At 61.0% G+C, this 22798-nt stretch carries 19 protein-coding genes; 5 read left to right on the top strand and 14 right to left on the bottom strand.

Annotation, left to right across the window (positions count from 1 at the left end):
* Window positions 1-106: 106 nt before the first annotated feature.
* The gene (locus tag NKI50_RS07555) at window positions 107-1045 is read left to right on the top strand and encodes an ornithine cyclodeaminase family protein (protein WP_352639343.1); all 939 of its coding nucleotides are present in this window, start codon (window positions 107-109) and stop codon (window positions 1043-1045) included.
* A 278-nt stretch (window positions 1046-1323) separates the two neighbouring features.
* Here NKI50_RS07555 and NKI50_RS07550 read toward each other — a convergent pair whose 3' ends face one another.
* From NKI50_RS07550 to NKI50_RS07530, 5 genes are all read right to left on the bottom strand, one after another.
* Entirely contained in the window at window positions 1324-2574 is a 1251-nt protein-coding gene (locus NKI50_RS07550; RefSeq protein ID WP_502897710.1) for an NAD(P)/FAD-dependent oxidoreductase, read from the bottom strand.
* Window positions 2575-2686: 112 nt separating this feature from the next.
* Window positions 2687-3565: an ABC transporter permease gene (locus NKI50_RS07545; RefSeq protein ID WP_031193877.1), complete on the bottom strand. Its 879-nt coding sequence runs from the start codon at window positions 3563-3565 to the stop codon at window positions 2687-2689.
* 32 nt (window positions 3566-3597) lie between these two features.
* Window positions 3598-4548: an ABC transporter permease gene (locus NKI50_RS07540; RefSeq protein ID WP_023718593.1), complete on the bottom strand. Its 951-nt coding sequence runs from the start codon at window positions 4546-4548 to the stop codon at window positions 3598-3600.
* 78 nt (window positions 4549-4626) lie between these two features.
* Entirely contained in the window at window positions 4627-6297 is a 1671-nt protein-coding gene (locus NKI50_RS07535) for a peptide ABC transporter substrate-binding protein (protein WP_352639341.1), read from the bottom strand.
* Between the two features lie 23 nt (window positions 6298-6320).
* Window positions 6321-7985 carry an ABC transporter ATP-binding protein gene (locus NKI50_RS07530; RefSeq protein ID WP_023718595.1) on the bottom strand — a complete coding sequence of 555 codons (1665 nt, stop codon included), beginning with the start codon at window positions 7983-7985 and terminating at the stop codon, window positions 6321-6323.
* Between the two features lie 846 nt (window positions 7986-8831).
* On the opposite strand from NKI50_RS07530, the gene NKI50_RS07525 reads away from it, so the two are divergent.
* Both NKI50_RS07525 and NKI50_RS07520 read left to right on the top strand, forming a co-directional pair.
* Window positions 8832-9905, top strand: a complete 1074-nt coding sequence (locus NKI50_RS07525) for a tartrate dehydrogenase (RefSeq protein ID WP_352639340.1) — start codon at window positions 8832-8834, stop codon at window positions 9903-9905.
* A 10-nt stretch (window positions 9906-9915) separates the two neighbouring features.
* Entirely contained in the window at window positions 9916-10392 is a 477-nt protein-coding gene (locus NKI50_RS07520) for an Lrp/AsnC family transcriptional regulator (RefSeq protein WP_023718597.1), read from the top strand.
* 331 nt (window positions 10393-10723) lie between these two features.
* On the opposite strand, the gene NKI50_RS07515 is transcribed toward NKI50_RS07520, so the two are convergent.
* Window positions 10724-12100, bottom strand: a complete 1377-nt coding sequence (locus NKI50_RS07515; protein WP_352639339.1) for an aspartate aminotransferase family protein — start codon at window positions 12098-12100, stop codon at window positions 10724-10726.
* A gap of 426 nt (window positions 12101-12526) precedes the next feature.
* On the opposite strand from NKI50_RS07515, the gene NKI50_RS07510 reads away from it, so the two are divergent.
* On the top strand, window positions 12527-13216 hold the full coding sequence (locus NKI50_RS07510) for a haloacid dehalogenase type II (RefSeq protein ID WP_352639337.1): 690 nt from the start codon (window positions 12527-12529) through the stop codon (window positions 13214-13216).
* A 156-nt stretch (window positions 13217-13372) separates the two neighbouring features.
* Here NKI50_RS07510 and NKI50_RS07505 read toward each other — a convergent pair whose 3' ends face one another.
* The 5 genes from NKI50_RS07505 to argE all read right to left on the bottom strand — a co-directional run bounded on the left by NKI50_RS07505 (window position 13373) and on the right by argE (window position 18520).
* Window positions 13373-14848: an NAD-dependent succinate-semialdehyde dehydrogenase gene (locus NKI50_RS07505; RefSeq protein ID WP_352483203.1), complete on the bottom strand. Its 1476-nt coding sequence runs from the start codon at window positions 14846-14848 to the stop codon at window positions 13373-13375.
* A gap of 18 nt (window positions 14849-14866) precedes the next feature.
* Window positions 14867-15910 carry a tartrate dehydrogenase gene (locus NKI50_RS07500; protein WP_352639336.1) on the bottom strand — a complete coding sequence of 348 codons (1044 nt, stop codon included), beginning with the start codon at window positions 15908-15910 and terminating at the stop codon, window positions 14867-14869.
* 173 nt (window positions 15911-16083) lie between these two features.
* Window positions 16084-16440, bottom strand: a complete 357-nt coding sequence (locus NKI50_RS07495) for a cupin domain-containing protein (protein WP_023718603.1) — start codon at window positions 16438-16440, stop codon at window positions 16084-16086.
* Between the two features lie 14 nt (window positions 16441-16454).
* Window positions 16455-17378, bottom strand: coding sequence for a 2-hydroxyacid dehydrogenase (locus NKI50_RS07490; protein ID WP_352483202.1), 924 nt, complete (start codon window positions 17376-17378; stop codon window positions 16455-16457).
* A gap of 17 nt (window positions 17379-17395) precedes the next feature.
* On the bottom strand, window positions 17396-18520 hold the full coding sequence (gene argE, locus NKI50_RS07485; RefSeq protein ID WP_352483201.1) for an acetylornithine deacetylase: 1125 nt from the start codon (window positions 18518-18520) through the stop codon (window positions 17396-17398).
* 238 nt (window positions 18521-18758) lie between these two features.
* Between argE and NKI50_RS07480 the strand changes: the two genes are divergently transcribed.
* Entirely contained in the window at window positions 18759-19637 is an 879-nt protein-coding gene (locus NKI50_RS07480; RefSeq protein ID WP_023718606.1) for a GNAT family N-acetyltransferase, read from the top strand.
* 88 nt (window positions 19638-19725) lie between these two features.
* Here NKI50_RS07480 and NKI50_RS07475 read toward each other — a convergent pair whose 3' ends face one another.
* Genes NKI50_RS07475 through NKI50_RS07465 form a run of 3 tightly spaced genes read right to left on the bottom strand, consistent with a single transcriptional unit; the run spans window position 19726 to window position 22737 of the window.
* A complete protein-coding gene (locus NKI50_RS07475) occupies window positions 19726-20565 on the bottom strand; it encodes an ABC transporter ATP-binding protein (protein WP_352639335.1) in 840 nt (279 codons plus the stop codon).
* Window positions 20559-21638 (bottom strand): FecCD family ABC transporter permease, encoded by a 1080-nt coding sequence (locus NKI50_RS07470; RefSeq protein ID WP_352589389.1) that lies wholly within the window; start codon window positions 21636-21638, stop codon window positions 20559-20561. Before NKI50_RS07470 ends, NKI50_RS07475 begins: the two co-directional genes overlap by 7 nt.
* On the bottom strand, window positions 21628-22737 hold the full coding sequence (locus tag NKI50_RS07465; protein ID WP_352639478.1) for an ABC transporter substrate-binding protein: 1110 nt from the start codon (window positions 22735-22737) through the stop codon (window positions 21628-21630). Before NKI50_RS07465 ends, NKI50_RS07470 begins: the two co-directional genes overlap by 11 nt.
* Between the last annotated feature and the right edge of the window lie 61 nt (window positions 22738-22798).

Here is a 22798-nt window from a genome sequence, read left to right as displayed (position 1 = left end):
CGTGGTTGCCCGCGATCGGCGTCACGTCCGCACGATCCCCAATGGCAATGGCATAGCCGCAACACTCCCCGGCGATGAAACGCTTGATGCTCAGGAGGAATTTTGGATGATCTACATCAGCGAAGAGGAGTCAGCCGCCCTCGTCACGCATGAACTTGCTTTCGAGGCGGCGCGGCAGGCTCTCGTGGCATCAGCATCGCGGCAGAATTGGGTCTTTCCTGCTGTTCTCGGGCGCACGCATGATGCGACCAATACTTTCTCAATCAAATCCGGTTCGTCGGACGACCTGACCGGAGTGAAAATCGGCTCCTTCTGGTCGGGCAACCCGACACGTGGCCTTCCCCGCCACAACTCCACCATCGTGCTGCTCGATCAGCATACAGGTCGACTCGGCGCCGTAATCGAGGCCGGGAAGGTCAACGCCTACAGGACGGCCGCCGCCGACGCGGTCGCGGCCGATCTTCTTGCGCGCAAGCAAGCCAAGGTTCTGGCGATATTCGGCGCCGGCAACCAGGCGGGCTTCGAAGTGATGGCGCTGGCACGCGTCCGCCCAATCGAAACCGTGCTGGTCGTCGCCCGGCCTTCGTCGCGACGCGACGCTCTTGTCGATCAGATCGGCGAAAGAGGCCTGGATGCGCGCGCTGCCGTGCCCGAAGACGCCGTGCGCGCGGCCGACATCGTCGTGACTGCGACGCCCTCACGCGAACCGCTGTTCGATGCCGCTTGGGTGGGACCCGGAACCCATATCGCCAGCATGGGGTCGGATGTTCCAGGCAAGCGCGAATTGCCGAGCGAATTGTTTCCCAAGGCACGTCTGTTTTGTGATCTGCTTTCCCAGTCCGTCCAGATCGGCGAGTTCCAACACGTGCGCGACGAGATCGACGCCGGCGTGCTTGCGGTAACACCAATCGGCGACGTCATTGAAAAGCGTGCGCCCGGACGCCATTTCGACAACGAGATCACGGTTTTCGACAGTTCCGGTATTTCCCTACAGGACCTCTACATGGCCGACGCGCTGATCCGCGCAAAGGCGTCCCAACCCTGATCAGCTTCGCACCGATAGGTCCCGGCCCCGACGGATTTTTCCGCCCTGCTTGAGTGCTCTCCGGCAACAACGTGTCCCGCGCGAGTCTGCAGTCGTGTCAGCGGCGGATACGCCAAGGGTTGCCCGCATGAACCACGGATCGCCCCGGATGTCGCAAAACCGATTGCGATCGGAATGGGCGCGTGTCGCAGTTCGGTGATGCTTTCTTTCCAGCCACGGTAGGGCAGCTACAATCCAGGCCGAATCCAACCTGGAGAATGTCCTGATATTTCCGGTGATCAGCGGCTGGCGCGCCAGAAGGCGATACGGTCTTGCAACCGATAGCCTTGGATAATCGCCGGCATGAACCACGGATTGCCACGATAGAGCGGGATGGCCGAAGGCGGTCGAAAGTCGAACGCCGTGCGCGACTGCTCGCCATGCCCCATCAGCTTGTGCGCCGCACGCATACCGATCCATGGCGCCCAGACCACGCCCGAACCGCAGAAGCCGGTTGCATAGACCATACCGTCCTTTTCGAAGATGCGGGGCAGCATGTCTCGGTTCATCGCCACATTGCCGAACCAGCAATGCGAAAGGCGCACGTTCTCCAACTCCGGGAAAAGGTTCACGAGGCCCTTGCGTAGGAGAAGTTTCGGCGCCGCCGGGTCGCCGACGCGAGAACTGTCACGTCCCCCCAGCAGAATGCGTTTTCCGTCGGGCGAGGGACGATAATAGAAACCGAGTTGCCGGTTCTCGGTGATCGTCATCAGCTTCGGCATCAGTCGCGCCATGACATCGGGCGCAAGTTCCTCGGTCACGATGATCCGGCTGCGGACCGGAACCAGGCGGCGCCGAAGGAAGGGAGCGGCGCCGTCGGTATAGCCGTTGGTACAGACCAGAACCTGCAGTGCATCCACCGTCCCTGCCGAAGTCGCGACGCGGAACCCCGAACCATTCCTCTCGATCGACTTGACCACTGTATGCGAATGGACCGTCAACCCGGATGCGAGCGCCACCCGCAGGAGTTCAGCGTGGAATTTTGCGGGGTGCAGCGCGCCAATGTCCATCCGAACGGTTCCGCCGCGGTAGAAATCGGTTCCGATATAATTTCGCTGCTCAGCATGCGGAACGGCGAAGGACTCGATCCCCAGTTTCTTCGCCAGCGTCTCGGCGCCGCGCGCCATCTTCTCATACTGTTGATATCCAAAAGCGCCCTTGAACTGGCCAACCAGTCGGAAGTCGCAGTCCAGCCCTTCGGTCCTGATGAAGTCGTAGAGGAATTCGCGCGCGATCTTGCCCTCGGCCTCGATCGCCATGGCCTTCTCTTCACCGAAGCGCCGGGTGATCGTGGCATAGTCCGGCCGGATGCTTCCGCTGGTAATTCCGCCGTTGCGTGTAGAAGCACCCTCGCCCGGATTCATCGTATCAAAGGCTGCGACCGAGCGTCCTTCGCGCACCAGCACAAGCCCGGCCGAAAGCCCGGCATAACCGGCGCCGACAATTGCCACGTCAAGCTTTTTTGCGAGGGGCTTCCGCGGCAGCGGCATGACGGGCGCCGCTTCCCACCAATAGGGCGTGTTCTTCTCGATTTTGGGCTCGTGCACGTGACTGACTTCTCTTGATGTTCCAGGGATTAAGAAAGCGATCGGTCGCGGTACCTCAAATATGGTCATCTCGTACGTCCAGCGCGTCGCGCAGTCCGTCACCAATGAAATTGAAACTGGTTACCGCGATGGTGATTGCAGCTCCGGGAATGATTGCCAGCCAAGGTGCGCTGCCCAGATATTGCTGGGCGCCATTGAGCATGTTGCCCCAGCTGGGCAGTGGCGGCTGGATCCCGTAGCCGAGGAAGCTGATGTAGGCTTCCATGAGAATGGCGCGCGCGACCGTCAAGGTGGAAGCGACGATAATCGGGCCCATTGCGTTGGGCAGTATCTCGCGGAACATGATGTGCGTGCCGCTCAGCCCCAGCATTCGGCCAGCCAGGACGAACTCGCGTTCGCGTAACGAGCGGACCTCCGCTTCGACGATGCGGGCAACCTCCATCCAACTGGTGAGGGCGATAATGATGGTGATCATCACAGGACTGGGCTTCAGTGCCGCAGCCAGCGCCAGCAGCAGAAAGATCGATGGGAACGACAGAAATCCATCGACCGTGCGCATCAGCGCCGCCCCAACCCAGCCGCCGCGATAGCCTGCAATCACGCCGACCAGCGTGCCGATGAGCGTCGACAACACCATGGCGAAGAAACCCACCAGCAGCGAGATTCGTCCCGCCATCAAGAGTCTTGCCGCAAGGTCACGGCCGAGCGGATCGGTACCTAGAAAGTGATAACCCGTGAGCGGCGGGGCAAAGCGGGCCCGCAGATCGATGTACAGGGAGTCATAAGGCAGGAGATGGGGGCCGAGGACGCAAGCGAGGCTCAGGAAGATGATCATCGCCAACCCGAGCAGCGCCAAGCGATGCCGCATGAAACGAAGTGCCGCGCGGTTGTTTCTCCATCGGCTTGGAGCTGCATTTGCGGTGAGAGCGGTCATATCGGCTGTCTCCTGTCGGGGAAGTTGCGCGCTCAGGCCAGACGAATGCGCGGATCGACAATAGCGACGACAATGTCGGCGATCAGGTTTCCAAGCAGAACGAGGATGGCGGAGAACATCAGTAGCCCCATCACAACCGGATAGTCGCTGTAACCAAGGCTATCGAGGAACAACCGTCCCATTCCCGGCCAGGTAAAGACGGTTTCGGTCACCAGCGCGCCGGTCAGAATGCTGGGAAGCTGCATCCCGGCCAAGGTAATCATCGGCAAAAGCGCGTTGCCAACGACATGCTTCATCAGAATCCGGCGTTCACTCAACCCCTTGGCCCGAGCCGTTTTAACGAAGTCCTGGCTAATGGCGTCGAGTGTCGCCGTCCGCATGTAGCGGCTCCAGATCGCGACATGGACCAGCGACAATACGACACTTGGCAGGATCAGATGGTGGAGATAGCCCAGGATCGAGCTATCGCCGATCTCGGACATATTGCCCGCGGGCAGCCAGCCTAACTTCAAGGAAAAGATGTAGATGCCTACGAGGCCGAACCAGAAGGTAGGGACCGACAATGCGACCATGGCGCCAACGGTTGCGAGATAGTCGAATAGTGAGTAGCGGCGCGTGGCGCCCCGAATTCCAATCCAGGCGCCAATGGAGATCGCAATCGCGGTTGAGGACCCCATCAGCAGCAGCGTGGCGAACAGATGGCTGCCAATGATCTCCAATACCGGCGCTCCGTCGCGGAAGGAGTGACCCCAGTCGCCCCGCACCAGCCGCCATGCCCAGTCCAGATATTGGATCCATATAGGGCGATCAAGGCCCAGCAGCCCCTTGAGGCGCTCGATATCCTGCTGGGTCATTCCGGGATCGAGTCCGAATTGTGCCAGGGGGCCGCCGGGGAGGAGGTTCAGAATGCCGAAGCCGATGATCGAGACGATCACAAGCAGCACCAGGCTCTGCGAGAGGCGATTGAGCAGGAAGCCGCGCATCCGAGTCCTCCATTGTGGGTTGATGATCTTAGTGTGTTGCCGCCGCCGCAGTGGATCGGGCGGCGGCAACTGCGTGGATTAGGCCTTCCACTGCCAGGCCGCGGCATCCCACGACGCGGTGCGGGTGTTGGCGTTGGGCTCGAAGCCGTCCAACCCTTTCTTGCGCCCAAGGACGATTGTGTACGCGAACAGCGGCAGGAAGGGCAGATCATGGCGCACCACTTCCTGCACGCGATTATAGATCCCGCGCCGTTCTTCCGGATCGAAGCTGCGAGCACCCTTTTCGAGCAGGGCATCGACTTCAGGGTTGGAATATTGCCCGGTGTTCGAACCGTGTCCGCCTTGAGCGGCGATTGCCTTCGTATGGAGCCGGTTTGTGGCGTCGGGGTCCGCGGCAATCAGATAGGTGACGCCCACCATGGCGGTGTCAAATTGCGACTTCAGCCAGAACTCGCCCCACATGACTGCAGCCGGCAAATTCGAGATCGTCATCTCGACGCCGATCTCGGCAAACGTCTGCTGCAGGAACTGCTGCGTCTGCTCGCGGAGGTTGTTGCCAGAAGTTGTTGAGTTGGAGAAGGACAGTCGCACCCCATCCTTGGCGCGGATTCCATCCGGCCCCGGCGCCCAGCCGGCCTCATCCAGGATTTGGCGCGCCCGGTCCAGATTGAACTCCTGAACCGGCAGGTTCGGGTCGTAGTAATAGGACTCCTTCGGCATGAAGGTCTCGGTGAGAGTGCCCACGCCGTAATAGATCGTGTCGACGATCGCCTTCCTGTCCAACGCGGCGTAGAGCGCCTGGCGCACTGCCAACTCCTTGAACTGCGGGCGGCCCAAATTGAGGTAGATCGACTCCAAGGATGCTCCTGTCTCCAGTGTCACCACGCGGTCTGGTAGTTCGCGGGCTTCAGTATAATGGTCGGCGGTGATGAACGACTGATCGACCAGGTCCACGTCGCCGCTCTTGAACTGCGTGTAGAGCACCGTCATATCGGGGATGTATTTGAAGATGAGCTGCTCGATATAGGGGCCCTCGCCCGCGTACTCAGGATTGGCGACGAGCTCGATATGATCGCCCGCGACGCGCTGGCTCCATTTGAATGCGCCGGTGCCGACTGGCGCCTGGTTGAACGCGGCTGTATTCGGATCGGCCTCTTTCTCCAGAATGTGCTTGGGCACGATGAAGGTTTCGGCCAAGAACGAAAGATAGGGCGCAAAAGCCTCCTTCATCCGCCAAGTGATCTCGGTGGGCGAAACCACTGTGATGTCCTGCACGAGCGAATGGCCGCTCGTGCGCCAAGCGCGAAACTTCGGGTTCGTGATGAGCTCAAGGGTGAATTTCACGTCCTCGGCCGTGAAGGGCTCACCATCGTGCCAGCGGGCATTGTCACGCAACCGGATGCGCCAGTTGAGACCGTCCTCCGAAATGCCGCCATTCTTCTGGCTTGGCACCTCGGCTGCGAGGTTTGGATGTAGGCCACCTTGGGGATCCATGCGGACCAGCGCGTCGAAAACCGAGAAATGGACCGCGTCATCGACTTCGATATGCGCCATCAACGGATTGAACACGGTCGGCTCTTGCGAGAGGCCGACGACGACGCGACCGGCCGGGCCCGCAGGAGGGGTCTTGGCGAAGGCGGGCTTGCCCAGCAGGTTGGGCGCGATGAGGCCTGCAGCCCCACTTATCGCCATCAGTCGCAGCGCTTCGCGCCTCGAGTAGTTGGACGTAGTCGATGAATTTCTGGTCATGGTAGTTCCTCTCTTGTTATTTCTTATGCGTTTGCTGCAACTGGACGGGCATTGCCCGGCCGCTCTCCTGGAATTGCCGCTACGAGTTGGCGCGTGTAGGCTGCTTGCGGGTTCAGGAATATCTGCGAGGGCGGTCCGCGCTCGACGATCCGGCCCTTCTGCATCACAGCGATTTCGTCGCAGATCTGGCTGGCGACGCGCAGGTCGTGTGTGATGAAAACCATCGACACGCCGGTCTCGCGCTGGATCTGGTCCAGAAGCTGCAGGATCTGCGCCTGGATCGAGACGTCGAGTGCGGAGACCGCCTCGTCGGCAATGAGCAGCTTCGGCTTGAACATCAGCGCACGAGCGATGCCGATGCGCTGGCGTTGCCCACCCGAGAACTCGTGCGGATAGCGGCCAAAGGCGCCGGCATCGAGACCGACATGAGCCAGGAGCGCACGCGCTTCCTCGCGCGCTTGGGCATAAGGCATCCCGTGTGCCACCGGCCCTACCGTCATGATGTGGCCAACCGTTGAGCGTGGGTTCAGCGACGCGAAGGGATCCTGGAAGATCATCTGGATCCGCGGTCGAAGAGGGCGGAACTTCGCTTCGGAAAGCTTGGCTATGTCAGATCCCTCGAACAAAATCCCGCCGCCGTCGCTGTCCAGCAGTTTGATCAACAGCCGGCCCAGCGACGACTTTCCCGAACCGCTCTCGCCTACGACCCCCAGCGTGCGGCCGGGCGCGAGTTCGAACGAGACCTCGTTCACCGCTGTCACAGTCCGCTGCGCGCCGAACAGCGCGCTGCCACCACGATAGGTCTTCACCAGACCCTCAACCTTCAGGATCGGCTCCTTGCTGGCCGACTCCAGACGAGGGCGATCTTCGCCGGTCAAATGCGGTACGGCCGCGATCAGGCGCCGGGTATAAGGATGCTTGGGCGACTTCAACACCTGCTCGGCGCTACCCTGTTCGACGATGTGGCCCTTTTCCATCACCACGACGCTGTCGGCGATCTCTGCCACCACACCGAAATCATGGGTGATGAACATCACGCTCATGCCCTTGCGCCGCTGAATGTCGCTGATCAGTTGCAGGATCTGTGCCTGGGTGGTGACGTCGAGGGCGGTGGTTGGCTCATCGGCGATCAGCACCGTCGGCTCGAGCGCCAAGGCCATGGCAATCATGACGCGCTGCCGTTGCCCGCCCGAAAGCCGGAAAGGATACTGGTGATACATGAGTTGGGGATCTGGTAGGCCCACTTCAGTGAGCAGCTCAACGGCGCGGTTGCGGCAGGTTTGTGGCGTACCGAAGCCATGCGCGGCCATGACCTCGTCAATCTGCGCGCCCACCGTCATCAGGGGATTGAGCGCTGAGAGCGGATCCTGAAAGATCATCGACACGACCCGTCCACGCAGGTTGCGCAGCTTGTCTGGCGACATGCCGATGATGTTCATCCCCTCCAGCTGGATGACACCCGATGAGAGGCGGATCACCTTTGGCAGAAGCCCCATGATCGCGTTCGCCGTGACCGACTTACCCGATCCGGACTCGCCTATGATGCAGAGGATCTGGCCGCGTTTCAGATCAAACGAGATATTCTCGACCGCATGGACCCGCTCCATGCCGGCCGGCAGGCTTACGGTCAGGTCGCGCACCGAAAGCGCAACTTCATGAGGAGCTACAGCTTGGATGCTGGCGATCATCGAGACCTCTCCCTTCTCAGCCGCGCTCTTTAGCCCGCTGCGGATTGCGTTTTCGATCTCCGCCTCGTGGCGATCAATCGGTCAAACTGTTCCCTATCGTGAGCTCTCCGGCTCACTTTCAAGCCTCCCTGTCGTGGCCCTGCGGAGCCTGCCTGCCTCTTGGCGGATGTCCGGGGAGTAACGGACCTTAGTCGACAATGAGTGTGACCCCTTCTGGCCGGCAGAGTCGTTGAAACTTAGCACGCAGGCAGCAGGAACTTCTGCAAAGGAGGCCAAATTTGGCATTTCACTCTGCGCGTTTTCCGCCGCCCGGGTCACGCGACCGCATCCTTCAGACGATAGTATGTGCCTACCGTGGGAGGCATGGGAGGAAACCATGGCTTGCCGGTGTGAATCACGGCCACCTCGAAATCCCCCGAGACCGGATCGGCCACGGATCCGCCAATGGAACCGAAGTATCGGGCCAGTAGGAAGCAAACTTCATTACCGTGTCACCCTCATACTCATCCGGGGTCGATCCGATGCAATGAGTGTATGATCGACTCCGCAGGTGAGGTGCGACCCAACCGGTCATTCGTCGCAACAATTGCCCGTCTTTCATGCCTCAAACGGCAGGATGTTCCGCCCTCGTACAAAGTTCACGGCTTACGGCTGAGGCCCATACGCTAGGCTGCGCTTGGGCAGCGAGACCAGTGTCGATCCGCGTCCTAGTTGACCGAAGCGCCTGAAGACCGTGGCGTGGGGCCAGGTCACTGAATTCTGAGAAGACCGTCTTGCCAAGGTACAATCGGTCGCGCACGAGATTGAGGTCACGAGGCGGCCAGCACCAAAAACAGGGAAGTAACGATGCGCGAATATGAGATTGCCGCCATTCCTGCCGACGGGATCGGCCCGGAGGTGATTGCCGCAGGTCTCCAGGCGCTTGAGGTGCTGCAGCAGCGCTGCGGCGACTTCAAGCTGCGCGTCCAGCACTTCGACTGGGGCTCAGACTATTACAAGGCCCATGGTCGGATGATGCCCGAAGATGGAGTGGCGCAACTGAAGCGCTTCGACGCCATCTTCTTTGGCGCGGTAGGCGCTCCCGATCTGCCCGACGACATCACGCTCTGGGGCCTCCGGCTGCCGATCTGCCAAGGCTTTGATCAGTACGCCAACGTGCGGCCGACCAGGATATTGCCCGGGATTGTTTCGCCGCTGGCGGGCGTTGGCCCTGGCGATCTGGATTGGGTGATCGTGCGTGAGAATTCCGAGGGCGAGTATTCGGGCCACGGCGGCCGCGCCCATCGCGGCCTCCCCGAGGAGGTCGGAACCGAGGTCGCGATCTTCACGCGCGTCGGCGTCACCCGCATCATGCGCTATGCATTCCGGCTGGCGCAGTCACGGCCGCGAAAGCTCCTGACTGTTGTTACGAAATCCAACGCGCAGCGTCACGGCATGGTAATGTGGGACGAAATCGCAGCCGAGGTGGCGCGGGAATTCCCCGACGTCGCGTGGGACAAGATGCTAGTCGATGCTATGACAGTGCGTATGACGTTGAAACCTCGGAGCCTAGATACGATCGTCGCCACCAATCTTCACGCCGACATATTGTCGGACCTTGCAGGCGCGCTCGCGGGCAGTCTCGGCGTTGCACCGACCGCCAACATTGATCCCGAGCGGCGCTATCCCTCGATGTTCGAGCCAATTCACGGCTCGGCATTCGACATCGCCGGCAAGGGTATCGCCAACCCGGTCGCCACCTTCTGGACCGCTGCCCAGATGCTCGAACATCTGGGCGAGAGCGCAGCGGCCGTCCGGTTGATGAGCGCTGTGGAAACGGCGACGAGTGAAGGGGTGCTGACGCCCGACGTGGGAGGGACAGCGACCACGCAGGAAGTGACGGACGCCGTCTGCCGGACGATCCGCGGTTCGAACGTGTGACAGGTTTCCAATGAAGCTCGACAAGATCGACATCAAGATCTTATCCCAATTGCAAAAGAACGGGCGGGTCACGAATGTCGAGCTAGCCGACCTGGTCAACCTTTCGCCGAGCCCTTGCCTGATGCGGGTGAAGAAGCTTCAGGCGGAAGGCTTCATCACCGGCTATTCCGCCCAGATCGACGTGTCCAAGCTCGGACAGACTCTAACGATCTTCACCGAAGTCACGCTCAAGCACCATCAACAGAACGACTTCGCGAGATTTCTCACCGCAATTCAGAAAGTCGATTCTGTCATCGAATGCCATCTGGTTTCAGGCGGTTACGACTACCTAGTGAAGTTTGTCACAGCGGGCATCAGCGAGTACCAGACGATCATGGAGCGCATGATCGAATTGGATATCGGAATCGACAAATATTTCAGCTTCGTCGTGCTGAAGTCCCCAATCGTGAAATCCCATTTGCCTCTCGACATCATTTTCGACAAATGAGAAAGCTGCTCCGCAGTCTTGGACCTGGAGAGCCGCGCGCCAGCGCTCCCTGTTGCTGTTGCTGTTGTCGCTGCGCTTGTGCAACGGCAAGAGATTCCACATACCGGCAAATTGCTTTGCACTTGGCAGACGGCGGCATCACCTGAGGATTTGCTTCGGGGCGCTAACGCGCGTCGCGTTCAACCGGCCTCGTGCGACGCGCTTTAGGTTCTTGTTTTCTTTAGGTTCTTGTTTTGATGCATGTCGTTATCGCAAAACCGCTGCACACTTTTGCGCGACATGCATTAGGCGTCTACCGCAGTGACCGAGGTCGCTTCGGCGATGGCAATGATCATCCCTTCATCGCTGACCGAACGTCCTTGTCTTCGAGGGTTTGATCCAGCGTCATTCGGGTACGTTCGAGGATTCCATCGATATCGTCCTCGGTGCAGCAGAGCGGCGGCGCAAAGCCGAGGATGCCGCTGTTGAAGGAGCGGATGACAAGGCCGTTCGCCCACGCGCGCTCGAAGATGCGGCGCCCCGGATCGGCCGCCGCCGGCAGCGGCGTTTTGCGCTCCCTGTCGGTGACCAACTCGATTGCTGCCAGCATGCCGCGACCGCGGATGTCGCCAACCAGCGGGTGGTCGGCGAGCGAGCGAAGGCCTTCCATCAGGCGCTTCCCGGCCTTGCGCCCATTCTCGAGCAAGCCATCTTCATAGAGACGCAGGCATTCGAGCCCGACCGCCGCGCTCACGGGATGGGCCGAATAAGTATAGCCATGGCCGACGGCCGCTTTGCCGGCTCCGTCCGCGATGGTATTGTAGACGTGGTCCGACATGAAGACGGCGCCCATCGGCACGTAGCCCGAGGTCAGTCCCTTCGCCGTGGTCATGAAATCCGGTACGACCTCGTCTTCCTCACAGGCAAAGAGGGGGCCGGTACGGCCAAAGGCAGTGATAACTTCGTCGGCAACGAACAGAATGTCGTGTTCCTTGCACACGGCGTGCAGAGCCTTCAGCCAACCCGTCGGTGGAACGAGGACACCGCCCGAACCCTGGATGGGTTCGGCGTAGAAGGCCGCAACGCGGCCCGCGCCGAGTTCCGCGATTTTGGCCCGCAGGGCCGCGACCGATGCATCGATGATCGCCTGCGGGTCGGAACCGACCGGATTGCGATAGGCGTAGTGCGAAGGAATTTTGTGCTGCCAGTCGTATGGCACGCCGAAACCCGCATGGAAAGCCGGGATCGCGGTCAGACCTGACCCTGCCGTCGAGGATCCATGGTAGCCATACTCGACCGAGATGAACTGGTCCTTTTGCGGCGTACCCGTGGCATGGTAGTAATAGCGAATGAAGCGGATCGTACTGTCGACTGCGTCGGAGCCGCCAAGCGTGAAATAGACATGGTTCAAATCGCCGGGCGCTAGTTCGGCGAGCCTGGCAGCAAGGCGAATGGCCGGCTCGGATCCCAGCCCGAAATATCCCGTCGCATAGGGAAGCTCTCTTAGCTGCTTTGCGGCTGCTTCAACGACGCTTTCCTGGCCGTATCCGATGTTTACACACCATAGACCGGCGAATCCGTCCAGCAGGGTCTTCCCGCTTGCGTCGGTCACTGTTGCGCCCTTGGCGGATTTGAGCACCCGCACGCCCGTCTCCTCGTGGCTCCGATAGCATGAAAACGGGTGAACCAGATGTGCGCGATCGAGTTCGATCAGTGAGTTTGCCAGCATTTCTTCCTCCGATTCAGCGTAGTGCCTGACTGACGAGAGCATAAGTCGGGTGTGGTGTGGTTTCGTCCTTCAGCTCGTTTTCCAGCGTGATCTGCTACGCGGTCACGTTCATTCCGGGCCTGAATTCTCTAGGTCCAAGATAGGCTGCCGAGGACAGCAGTTCCTCCCGACCAGAACCTGAGCGATAGGCGTTTTGACTTTCCTTTGCCGCCGGCGCCGCATCTAATGCCGACGCACGGCTGAAGGGTCGCGCTCCCGCCGAAGCTCGAACGAACTCAGGCGCAACTCTCTGCCAAACCTCTCTCGCAATACAAAACAATCTGCTTCAGGGCGCATCAAATGCGGCGACTAGTCTTCTCCGGTTCTCATTATGATCCTTGCTGTTAAAGGCACGCAGTGCCGACAGGATTGGAAGGATCGACGCTCATGACCCAGTTCAGACCGAAATACATCACCTTCGACTGCTACGGTACACTGACCAACTTCGACATGGCCGGCGCGGCGAGACGCGTATACGGCGCGCAGCTCTCCCCAGCTGGGATGGCGCAGTTCATCAGGGATTTCTCGGCCTATCGCCTCGATGAGGTTCTTGGCGCCTGGAAGCCGTACAGCGAGGTCGTGCACAATTCTGTGGAACGGACCTGCAAACGCAACGGCGTCGCATTCCGGCCCGAGGATGCCCAGCGCATCTATGCGGAAGTGCCGACATGGGGTCCGCACCCGGATGTCCCGGCGGGCCTGGCCAAGGTCGCCAAGGAAATCCCGCTGGTGATCCTGTCGAACTCCATGAAGAGCCTGATCATGTCGAACGTGGAAAAACTCGGCGCACCGTTCCACATGGTCATCACGGCCGAGGAGACCGGCGCCTACAAGCCTTTGATGAAGGGCTTCGAATATATGTTCGAGAAGCTCGGCTGCGGCCCGGAGGACATTACGCACGTGTCGTCCTCATTTCGCTATGATCTCATGACCGCCTATGATCTCGGTATCAAGAGCAAGGTCTGGGTGAACCGCGGCCACGAGCCTGCAAACCCCTTCTACGAATATACCGAAATCAAGGATATCGGCGGTCTGGCCGGCGCCGTCGGACTGGAGCCCGTTCGGGAATTCGCCTGAACGTCTGTTTGCTGGCGCAGTCGCGCCAGACTGAGGTGCTCCCAAAACGTTAATAATCACTGGTCGCAATAGAGAAAGGGGCGGTTTTCACCGCCCCTTTCTTTGTTGTTCCAACGCTTTAGGGGCTGCAAGTGTTTCCACCTGCTTGCAAGATAACTAGTTAAGCCCGCCAACATGAAGCGTCTTGACCTCGAGATATTCCTCGATGCCGAGCTGCGATCCTTCGCGCCCCACTCCTGACTGCTTGACACCGCCGAAAGGCGCAACCTCGGTCGAGATCATGCCTGTGTTGAGCCCGACCATACCGAACTCCAGCGCCTCGGCAACACGCCATGACCGTTGGAGGTTGTCGGTGTAGAAGTAGGCGGCAAGGCCGAACGGCGTACCGTTCGCGATGGCGATGGCCTCTTCCTCCGTCTCGAAGCGAAAAAGCGGCGCCACCGGACCGAACGTCTCTTCCGATGCCAGGAGCATCTCGGTAGTAGCCTCTCCCAGCACGACGGGCCGTGCATATTGCTTGCCCTCCGGCACCGTCTCGCTCTGGGCGATGATCTGCGCACCTTTCGCCTGTGCATCCGCGATGTGACGCTCGATCTTGTCGATCGCGGCCGCGTTGATCATCGGGCCGATCTCAGTGCCCTCGTCGGTCCCTGCGCCAACCCTCATCCGCGTGACGCGCTGGCTCAGCTTTTCGGCGAAAGCGGCGTAAACGCCTTCCTGCACGAGAATCCGGTTCGCGCAAACGCAGGTTTGACCGCCATTGCGGAACTTGGATGCGATCACCCCTTCAATTGCCTTATCCAGATCGGCGTCGTCAAAGACGATGAAGGGCGCGTTGCCGCCAAGCTCCAGGCTCAGCCGCTTGATGCTATCGGCCGCGCCACGCATGAGCAGCGCACCGACGCGGGTCGAACCGGTGAACGAGATCTTGCGCACCGTCTCGTTGGCCATCAGCTCTTTGCCGATCTCCGCCGGCATGCCGGTTACGATGTTGATAACGCCTGCCGGGATGCCGGCTCGGTCCGCCAGGACGCCGAGCGCGAGCGCCGAGAATGGCGTAAATTCCGACGGCTTGATGACAACCGTGCAACCTGCGGCCAGCGCCGGTGCTACTTTGCGCGTGATCATCGCGTTGGGGAAATTCCACGGCGTGATGATGGCGCAGACGCCGACGGGTTCTTTCAGCACCAGAATGCGGCGATCGGCCGTGGGTGACGGAATGGTCGAGCCACCGATCCGGCGCGCCTCCTCCGCAAACCATTTCACAAAAGATGCGCCGTAGCGGATTTCCGCCAACGCCTCGGCAAGCGGCTTGCCTTGTTCCAGCGTCAGCAGGAGCGCGAGATCCTGTTCGTGCTGGCGGATGAGGTCGTGCCAGCGCTCCAGAAATCCTGCACGCTCGGCATGGGTCCTTTTCTTCCAGCCTTTGAAGGCCTCAGCCGCAGCGTCGATTGCGGCTCTCGTCTCGTTCTCCGCCATTTCGGGAACGGTGCCGAGAACACTTTGGCTGGCAGGGTCAATGACATCGACCACGCCCTTCGTTTCCGCATCCCACCAGACACCGCCAATCAGCGCCTGCTGGCGGAAAAGGTCGGAATCGTTGAACATACCAATCTTCGTCATCGCATTCATGGTCTTTCCTCTGCTCTTTCAGGTTAATCCTGCCAGCACGGCCTGCGTGATTGTTTCAGTCCTGTCCTTGCCTGCGATCGTGCCAATCCCCCGCGCGGTTGCGGACTCGATCGCCGACATCACTTCTGCCGCAGCCTTCCCCTCACCCAGATGCCCGAGCATCATCGCACCGGACCAGATCGCGGCGATCGGATTGGCGACGCCGAGATGCGCGATGTCGGGCGCCGAACCATGGACCGGCTCGAACATGGAAGGCGCGCTGCGATCGGGATTGATATTGGCAGAGGCGGCATAACCCAGCCCGCCCTGGATGGCCGCTCCAATATCAGTGAGGATGTCGCCAAACAGGTTCGAGGCGACGATTACGTCGAGGCTTTCCGGCGCCAGCACCATGCGGGCAGCCATGGCGTCGATGTGGTAGTGCGAGACCTCTACATCGGAATAGTCTTTCGCTATCTCGCGCGTGACCTCATCCCAGAAAACCATGGAATGTTTCTGCGCGTTGGATTTGGTGACAGATGCCAGCTTCTTGCGGCGCGCCCGCGCCTGTTCGAAACCGAAACGCATGATCCGTTCGACACCCGCACGCGTGAAGATTGCTGTCTCAATCGCGACCTCATTGGCTGTGCCGGAATGGACGCGCCCGCCGGCGCCGGAATATTCGCCTTCCGTATTCTCGCGGATGCACAGGATGTCGAAACCATCGGAGCGGAGGGGCCCCTGAACGCCCGGCAACAGCCGGTGCGGTCGTATGTTGGCGTACTGCGTGAACCCTTTGCGGATCGGCAGGAGCAATCCGTGAAGCGATACTGAGTCGGGCACTTCTGCGGACCAGCCCACAGCGCCGAGATAGATCGCATCGAATTTTCGAAGTGTCTCGATGCCGTCTGACGGCATCATTGCACCGGTCTCCAGGTAGTAGGCGCACGACCATGGGAATCTTGTGTCAGCAAGGGCGAAACCGCCCCGCTTAGCCGCCGCCTGCAGCACCTGCCATGCCGCCTGCGTCACGTTCTTGCCGATGCCGTCGCCGGGGATGAGCGCTATCTTGTAGGTCTTCATTGATGGAGGTCCTCGTTCGCACTAGCGTCATCGGAACAATAGTGGATCGCCCGCCGCATTTTCGGTCGAGGATGAGCCGCCCGACGGCGTCGAATCGCGTCAGGCGGAACTTGGAAAGCCGATTGTTCTGGAACCGCCGCGCGCTCTATTCGGCCGGACCTTGAGCACTGAACTCAGTCATAAACGCTGACGTAGATCTTGCGTACGGTCTCGATCGTGCGCCAGACGCCGACGAAACCCGGCTTCATCACGAAACTGTCGCCGGCGCGGTAGGTCTTGGTCTCACCGCCCTTCTCCTCGATTTCGACGAGACCCGAAACGATGTGGCAGAACTCGTAGATAGTTCCCTTGATCGAATGCGTCTCGCCGGGCGTCGCTTCCCAGACGCCGGTCAGAACTTTCTCACCTTTTGAGGCATCCTGCGCCCAGGTCTTGAAGGATGGAGTGCCGGAAATGAGCCGCTCCGGAGCCGGTAATGCCTCCTTCGGCGCGAAGTCTGGAACTGTGTCGATCGTGATCAGAAGTGACATGTGATGTTTCCTGGTTAGTAGCCGAGTGTCCGATCGACGAGGCCGATCAGTTCTTCTCCGGCGCGGTGGCGCCGGATATTGTCCACGACGGATTGTGCCGCCGTATGCGGTTGCGTCACCGAGGCGATATGCGGCGTTATCATCACCTTCGGATGCGACCAGAGCGGATGGTCTTCCGGGAGCGGTTCTGGATCAGTGACATCAAGCATCGCCGCAGATACATGACCGATGTCGAGCGCGTTGATCAGCGCGGCCTGGTCTAGTTGCGGACCTCTGCCGACATGCAGCAGCTGCGCCCCGACGGGCAGTAAGTCGAAGAACTCTGCATCGAGCATGCCGTGCGTTTGTTCCGTGAGCGGGAGCAGGCAGACGAGAATATCCGTTTGCTTCAGAAAGCCCGCGAGTTGGTCCCTGCCGTGAAAACAGGCGACGTCCTCTATCCGCTTTTCGCTGCGGCTCCACCCGGCAAGCGGAAACTGGAACGGCTTCAAGCGCTCGATAGCCGCGCGGGCCAGCATGCCAAGGCCGAGGAAGCCAACCCGGCGTTCGGCCGCCTGTCGACCGGCAATCGGTTGCCAGAGGCACCTTTTCTGCTGCTCGAGATAGGCGGGCATCTGCCGGTGGAGCGCCAACACGCCGAGCGCGACGTATTCCTGCATCATGCGTATGATGCCATCCTCGACCATGCGCACCAGCTTCACATGGCTTGGCACCACGTCCTGCTTGAACTGGTCGACGCCCGCGCCGGTGGAAAACAGCACTTCCAGATTGCGGTAGCGCGAAATCTCGTCCGGCACCGTCCAGGTAATGAGATAGCGCACCTTCTCTGGCTCCATTTCATCGCCGGAATGGAGGAATTCCAGATCCGGGATCTGGCGCGCAAATATCTCGCGGAAGACCGCGGCACGCGCGGCATCGGAATTGAAAAGAAACGCCATGGTGACCGCCCCTTCCTTCAGGCCGCAAGAAGCGCGCCGAGCCCCTCGATCATCTTCCGGCAAGCGGCGAGTTCACCGATCTCGATATATTCGTCGGCACGATGGGCACGGCCGATATCGCCGGGGCCGCAAATGACCGCATCGATTCCGGCCTGCTGATAAAGCCCGGCCTCCGTACCGAAGCTGACGGCTGTCAGCGGCTCCTGCCCCGTCAGCTCCGTCATAACGGCCGCTAGATCCCTCCCATTCGCGGGCGCAAGGGCGGGATAGGAACTCAACTCGTGCCACGCCACATCGAAGCCACTGTCGCGCAGATCGAAAAGCCGGGCCTTGACCGGCTCAAGCAGGGAGGATGGAGAAACGCCGGGCACGGCACGCACCTCGACGTCAGCGGTGCAACGGTCGGGGATGATGTTGACGGCTTGTCCACCGGCGATGACGCCCACCTGCAAGGAAGAATATGGGGGCTCGAAATTATCATCGAACGGCCCGTCGGCGAGGGATTGGCCATAGGCCACGACGTGCGTGATGACACCGGCCATGGCGTGCACCGCATTGAGTCCGAGATCGGGGCGTGACGAATGGCCGGATCGCCCGATCACCTCGAGCCGTGCGGCCGCCTTCCCCTTGTGCGCGCGCACAGGCTGCATCCGGCTCGGCTCGCCGATAATCGCGCCAAGCGGCTTCTCGCATAAGCTCGGCAACGCCGCTAAGAGGTGCGGCACGCCACGGCAACCCGCCTCTTCGTCATAGGAGAACGCGAGATGAACTGGCTGTCGCAGATTCATCGCCAAAAGTTCGGGAAGCACGGCCAATGCGCAGGCGAGAAAGCCCTTCATGTCGGTGGTGCCGCGGCCGTAAAGCCTGCCGCCCTCGCGGCGCAGGACAAACGGATCCGAGCTCCATTCCGGCTCGCCGGCCGGCACGACATCCATATGTCCAGAGATGATATAGCCCCGAGCCTGGCGCGGGCCGATCGTGACGAAGAGGTTGGACCGGTCACCCTCGGGTCCGGGGAGAACTGTCACCTCGGCTCCTGCCGCCTGACAGTAGTCGCGGATCCAATCGACGATCGCGCTGTTTGGCGTGCCCACAACAGAGGGAAATGCAACCAGAGTCGCGAGGATTTCTTCCACGTTCATGGCGGTCGCTCTGCTTGCACACTATCACCGATCGCGACCAGCCTACCCGTATGGAGAAGTGTTCCCTGCCGAATCGCGCCGTGCTTTGGCCGAAGATTGCGAAAAAGCACCTCAAACCAGCGAAACCTGCTGGCTTTCCCCTGTAAAGATGCTGCAAAAGAGGCCTGTCGCAAACATGGCAATCGGAGCCTTAGCACCGCGTGCCTTGCGCATTCGTTGAAGGACCGGATCGACTGAGATGCAGAGATCAGTACGCCTGAAATCCTTCGAACTGGTCGCGCGGGACATTGATGATGTCGACGTCAAGCTACTGCACGCGCTGTCGATCTCAGTCCGCTGGCCTCATCGGCCGAAGGATTGGGACTTTCTGCGCCGCGCCGGCCGCGGCATTGTTGCCGTTGATGGTATTGGACGCGTTTTCGGGAGCGCGATGTGGTTTCCCCACGGGGACGATTTCGCCACCATCGGCGTAGTGATCACAACGCCGCGCACGCAAGCGCAAGGAGGCGGCCGATGGCTCATGGACTTGGTGCTCGAGCAATGCGGCGATCGCAACTTGGCACTCAATGCTACCCATGCTGCCTATCCTCTTTATGTCTCACTCGGTTTCACGACCGAGGCGATCGTATACATGCGCCAGGGGGAGGTCCCACAGACACCCCCAACAATGCCGGCCCTGGACGGTCAATTGCAGGCGCTATCGAGCGACAGGCTGAAGGAGATCACGGCGTTGGATACGCGCGCGTTTGGGACAAACCGCGAGAGGCTGCTCGCGTTGCTCGCGGCCGATGCCTCAATCTGCACTTTGAGCCGTGGCGGCGAGATCGTCGGCTATTCCATGTGTCGCGAGTTCGGGCGTGGCCACGTGATCGGCCCCATGGTCGCGCGCAACGATCTAGACGCGGTCCATCTCACAGCCGTGCATCTGAAGGAACTGGCAGGACGGTTCGCCCGCGTCGATACGCGCGAGAAGGATGGCGTGTTTGCCGCGTTTCTCCAGCAGTGCGGCCTCGGCATCGCCGAGACCGTTACGACCATGTCCAAAGGGCACCGCTTTCTGAACCGGGAAGACAATGGGCCTTGGGTCTATGGATTGGCCGGCCACGCCTTGAGTTGAATGCAAGCACACTGTCGCCTTCAACCAGCGGCCAGAGGATCAGGTCGATCAGTGCGCGCGTCGATCAACCGGCATAATGCGGTTGCCGTCACGCGGCCGGAATGGCTGCCGCTTCGAATCTGCTCCTAATCCCGGATTCGGTTTCCGCTGCCGGCATTATGACCGTCCGACGCCCATCCGCCACGCCATCCACGATGACATGGCCGATGCCGCGCGAGCAGGGCTCAATGCGCGCGCTGAGGTGATAAATGTCCCGCAGCAGATCGGATGTGATGACGTCCGGCGATGACCCGCATGCGACCAGCCGGCCGTCCGCGATGACCATTGTCTGATCGCTGAAGCGCAGGGCGTGATTGAGGTCGTGCAGCGCGATCAGCACGACCATGCCTCGCGCCTGAGCAAGTTCCCGCATGAGACCGAGCACTTCCACCTGCCGCGACAGATCGAGTGCTGATGTCGGTTCGTCCATCAGCAGGACCTCGGGCTCACGCACAAGCGTTTGTGCCAGGCTGGCGAGTTGCCGCTGGCCGCCGGAAAGCTCGCCGATGTTGCGGAAAGCGATATCGGCGATGCCGAGCGCCGCCAGGGTCTCGTCGATGCGAGCCAGATCATCGTCGCTCACAGACCATCCCATACCCTGCTTGCGGGCGAGCAACACTGACTCATAGACGGTGAGCACCGCGTTGGCGGACGTTTCCTGTGGCATGTAGCAGATGCCGCTCTTCCCGCGAATGGCCCCCTCGACATGCATTGCTCCCGGTCCGTGCAGGAGGCCGGCGATGCGCCTGAAGAGCGTCGACTTCCCGGCGGCATTCGGACCGATCACCGCCACGATGTCTCCGCCCTCGAACGCTGGCGTCGTCACATCCCGAAGCCGGAGGCTCGTGCCGTAGCGCGCGCCGAGCGCCTCGAGCCGGATCGTCACCATGAGCGCCTCGTGCTAGACAGGATGAGCGAGATGAAGAACGGGATGCCAATGAGTGAGGTGACGATGCCGATCGGGAAGACCGTCCCCGGGATAAGCGACTTGCTGACGACCGAACTGGCCGACAGGATGAGCGCACCCGACAGGGCCGAGGCGGGCAGGAAGAAGCGTTGGTCCTCGCCGATGACCATGCGCGCGATGTGCGGGCCCACAAGTCCGATAAAGCCTATGGTGCCGACGAAGGCAACGGGGATGGCGGCGAGAAGGCTCACCAGAATCAGCGTCTCAAGCCGCAGGCGGCCGACCTTGACGCCGAAGCTGGCCGCCTTGTCCTCACCAAGCCTCAACGCCGTCAGCGCCCAGGTGCGCCGGGCGAAAATGGGTAAGACTGCGAGGAGAATGAATGTGGTGACTGCAAGCTTGGGCCAGGTGGCCTTGGTGAGGCTGCCCATTGTCCAGAAGACGACCGCCGCCAGCGCTTCCGCCGACGCGAAAAACTGGACGAGCGCGAGCAGCGCATTGAAGGTGAAAACCAGCGCGATGCCGAGCAGCACGATGGTCTCCGCGCTGACGCCGCGCTTTACGCTCAGCACGTGAATGAGGAAGGCCGCCAGCATCGCCATCACAAAGGCGTTAATCGGCACTACATATTCGACTGCGGCGGGGATAAGCCTCACCCCGAAGGCAAGTGCAAGCGCGGCGCCGAAGCTCGCGGCGGCGGATATGCCGAGCGTGAAGGGGCTCGCCAGCGGGTTGTTGAGGATGGTCTGCATCTGTGCGCCGGCCACGGCGAGCGCCGCCCCGACGACGATGGCCATCAGGGCTACCGGCATGCGGATGTCCCAGAGCACCACGCGCACCTGCTGCGGCACCGTGTCGGGAAACACAAGCGCCCGCACGACCTCGGCAAGTCCGTAGCGGGCGGGACCGACCGCAAGGTCGACGCACAGGCTGAAGAGCAGGGCAGCGCCGAGGCCGGCAAGGATCAACTGCCGCCGCCAGACGAGAGCGCGGTAACGCCCTCGTCCATCGGTGCTGTCGAGCGCGGTGCTGATGGCCGTCGATTCAATCGACATCGGTCAGCGAGACCCAGTGGCCGGGCCTGTATGCGACGGGCAGGAATTTCTCGTGCAACTCCCTGAAGGTCGCCTCGGGATCGAGATCGGCGAAAAGATCCGGATGCAGCCACTTCGCCATCTGCTGGATGGCGACGAACTGATAGGGGCTGTTGTAGAACTGATGCCAGATGGCATGCACGGCGCCGTCCTCGACGGCCTTCACGCCGGTCAGCGCCGGCCGCTCGGTCAGCGCCTTCAGCTTGCGCAGCGCCTCTGCCTCATCACGGCCGGGCCCGACGCCGACCCAGGCACCGCCCGGCACATAGGCTTCCCACGAGCCGCCGGTGACGATGATCTGATCCGGGTCGGAGGCGATGATCTGTTCGGGATTGAGTGTGCCGAACGTGCCGGGGATGATGTCATTGGCGATGTTGTCGCCGCCCGCCATCTCGACGAACTTGCCGAAATTGTCGTCGCCGAAGCTCATGCAGCAATCGTCCGAATAGCCGCCGGCGCGTTCGATGAAGACCTTGGGCCTTTCCGGCTTGGCCTTCTCGATGACGTCGGTAACGCGCGCGATCTCGGCGGCGCGCCAGGTGATGAATTCCTCGGCGCGCTCCTCCTTGCCGAACAGCTTGCCGAACAGGCGCATGCTGGGTTCGGTGTTGGTAAAGGGACGCTCGCGGAAATCGACATAGACCAACGGAATGCCGGCGGCGGCGAGCTTCTCGATATATTTGGCGTCTTCCGTGGCCTGCTTCGACTCGATGTTCATCAGGATGACGTCGGGCTTGAGCGACACCGCCTGCTCGACGTCGAAAGTGCCGTCCTTGAAACCGCCGAAGGTGGGGATCTCCGCCATCCTGGGGAATTTTTCGAGATAGGCGGCGTAGTTGTCCGGATCCGCTTGGCTAAAATCCTCGCGCCAGCCAGCGATGCGCTTGAACGGGTCCTCGGTGTCGAGCGCCGCGACGAGATAGACCTGCCGGCCCTCACCTAGGATTACCCTCTCGACCGGGACGTTCACCTCGACCTGGCGGCCCGTGATGTCAGTCACTGCAACCATTTCGGCCCTGGCGGCCAGCGTCATCGACAGGGCGACGATAGCGGCCGCCATCGTCCCTGCTGGGACCTTTCCGAAATTCATCGCGCCCTCTCTTGAAGTGGATTAGCCAGAG

This window comes from Mesorhizobium sp. M0563 (genome assembly GCF_040321065.1).
Classification (GTDB): domain Bacteria; phylum Pseudomonadota; class Alphaproteobacteria; order Rhizobiales; family Rhizobiaceae; genus Mesorhizobium.
This window is presented reverse-complemented; position numbering and strand designations above follow the sequence as displayed.

Bases quoted from the DNA above. Each gene is read 5' to 3' on its own strand.
- NKI50_RS07535 (WP_352639341.1), bottom strand. From the start codon at position 6,297: ATGACCAGAAATTCATCGACTACGTCCAACTACTCGAGGCGCGAAGCG.
- NKI50_RS07470 (WP_352589389.1), bottom strand. From the start codon at position 21,638: ATGTCGATTGAATCGACGGCCATCAGCACCGCGCTCGACAGCACCGAT.
- NKI50_RS07550 (WP_502897710.1), bottom strand. From the start codon at position 2,574: ATGCCGCTGCCGCGGAAGCCCCTCGCAAAAAAGCTTGACGTGGCAATT.
- NKI50_RS07500 (WP_352639336.1), bottom strand. From the start codon at position 15,910: ATGAAGACCTACAAGATAGCGCTCATCCCCGGCGACGGCATCGGCAAG.
- NKI50_RS07490 (WP_352483202.1), bottom strand. From the start codon at position 17,378: ATGGCGTTTCTTTTCAATTCCGATGCCGCGCGTGCCGCGGTCTTCCGC.
- argE (WP_352483201.1), bottom strand. From the start codon at position 18,520: ATGAACGTGGAAGAAATCCTCGCGACTCTGGTTGCATTTCCCTCTGTT.
- NKI50_RS07520 (WP_023718597.1), top strand. From the start codon at position 9,916: ATGAAGCTCGACAAGATCGACATCAAGATCTTATCCCAATTGCAAAAG.
- NKI50_RS07540 (WP_023718593.1), bottom strand. From the start codon at position 4,548: ATGCGCGGCTTCCTGCTCAATCGCCTCTCGCAGAGCCTGGTGCTGCTT.
- NKI50_RS07510 (WP_352639337.1), top strand. From the start codon at position 12,527: ATGACCCAGTTCAGACCGAAATACATCACCTTCGACTGCTACGGTACA.
- NKI50_RS07480 (WP_023718606.1), top strand. From the start codon at position 18,759: ATGCAGAGATCAGTACGCCTGAAATCCTTCGAACTGGTCGCGCGGGAC.
- NKI50_RS07525 (WP_352639340.1), top strand. From the start codon at position 8,832: ATGCGCGAATATGAGATTGCCGCCATTCCTGCCGACGGGATCGGCCCG.
- NKI50_RS07505 (WP_352483203.1), bottom strand. From the start codon at position 14,848: ATGAATGCGATGACGAAGATTGGTATGTTCAACGATTCCGACCTTTTC.
- NKI50_RS07530 (WP_023718595.1), bottom strand. From the start codon at position 7,985: ATGATCGCCAGCATCCAAGCTGTAGCTCCTCATGAAGTTGCGCTTTCG.
- NKI50_RS07475 (WP_352639335.1), bottom strand. From the start codon at position 20,565: ATGGTGACGATCCGGCTCGAGGCGCTCGGCGCGCGCTACGGCACGAGC.
- NKI50_RS07465 (WP_352639478.1), bottom strand. From the start codon at position 22,737: ATGGCGGCCGCTATCGTCGCCCTGTCGATGACGCTGGCCGCCAGGGCC.
- NKI50_RS07515 (WP_352639339.1), bottom strand. From the start codon at position 12,100: ATGCTGGCAAACTCACTGATCGAACTCGATCGCGCACATCTGGTTCAC.
- NKI50_RS07555 (WP_352639343.1), top strand. From the start codon at position 107: ATGATCTACATCAGCGAAGAGGAGTCAGCCGCCCTCGTCACGCATGAA.
- NKI50_RS07495 (WP_023718603.1), bottom strand. From the start codon at position 16,440: ATGTCACTTCTGATCACGATCGACACAGTTCCAGACTTCGCGCCGAAG.
- NKI50_RS07545 (WP_031193877.1), bottom strand. From the start codon at position 3,565: ATGACCGCTCTCACCGCAAATGCAGCTCCAAGCCGATGGAGAAACAAC.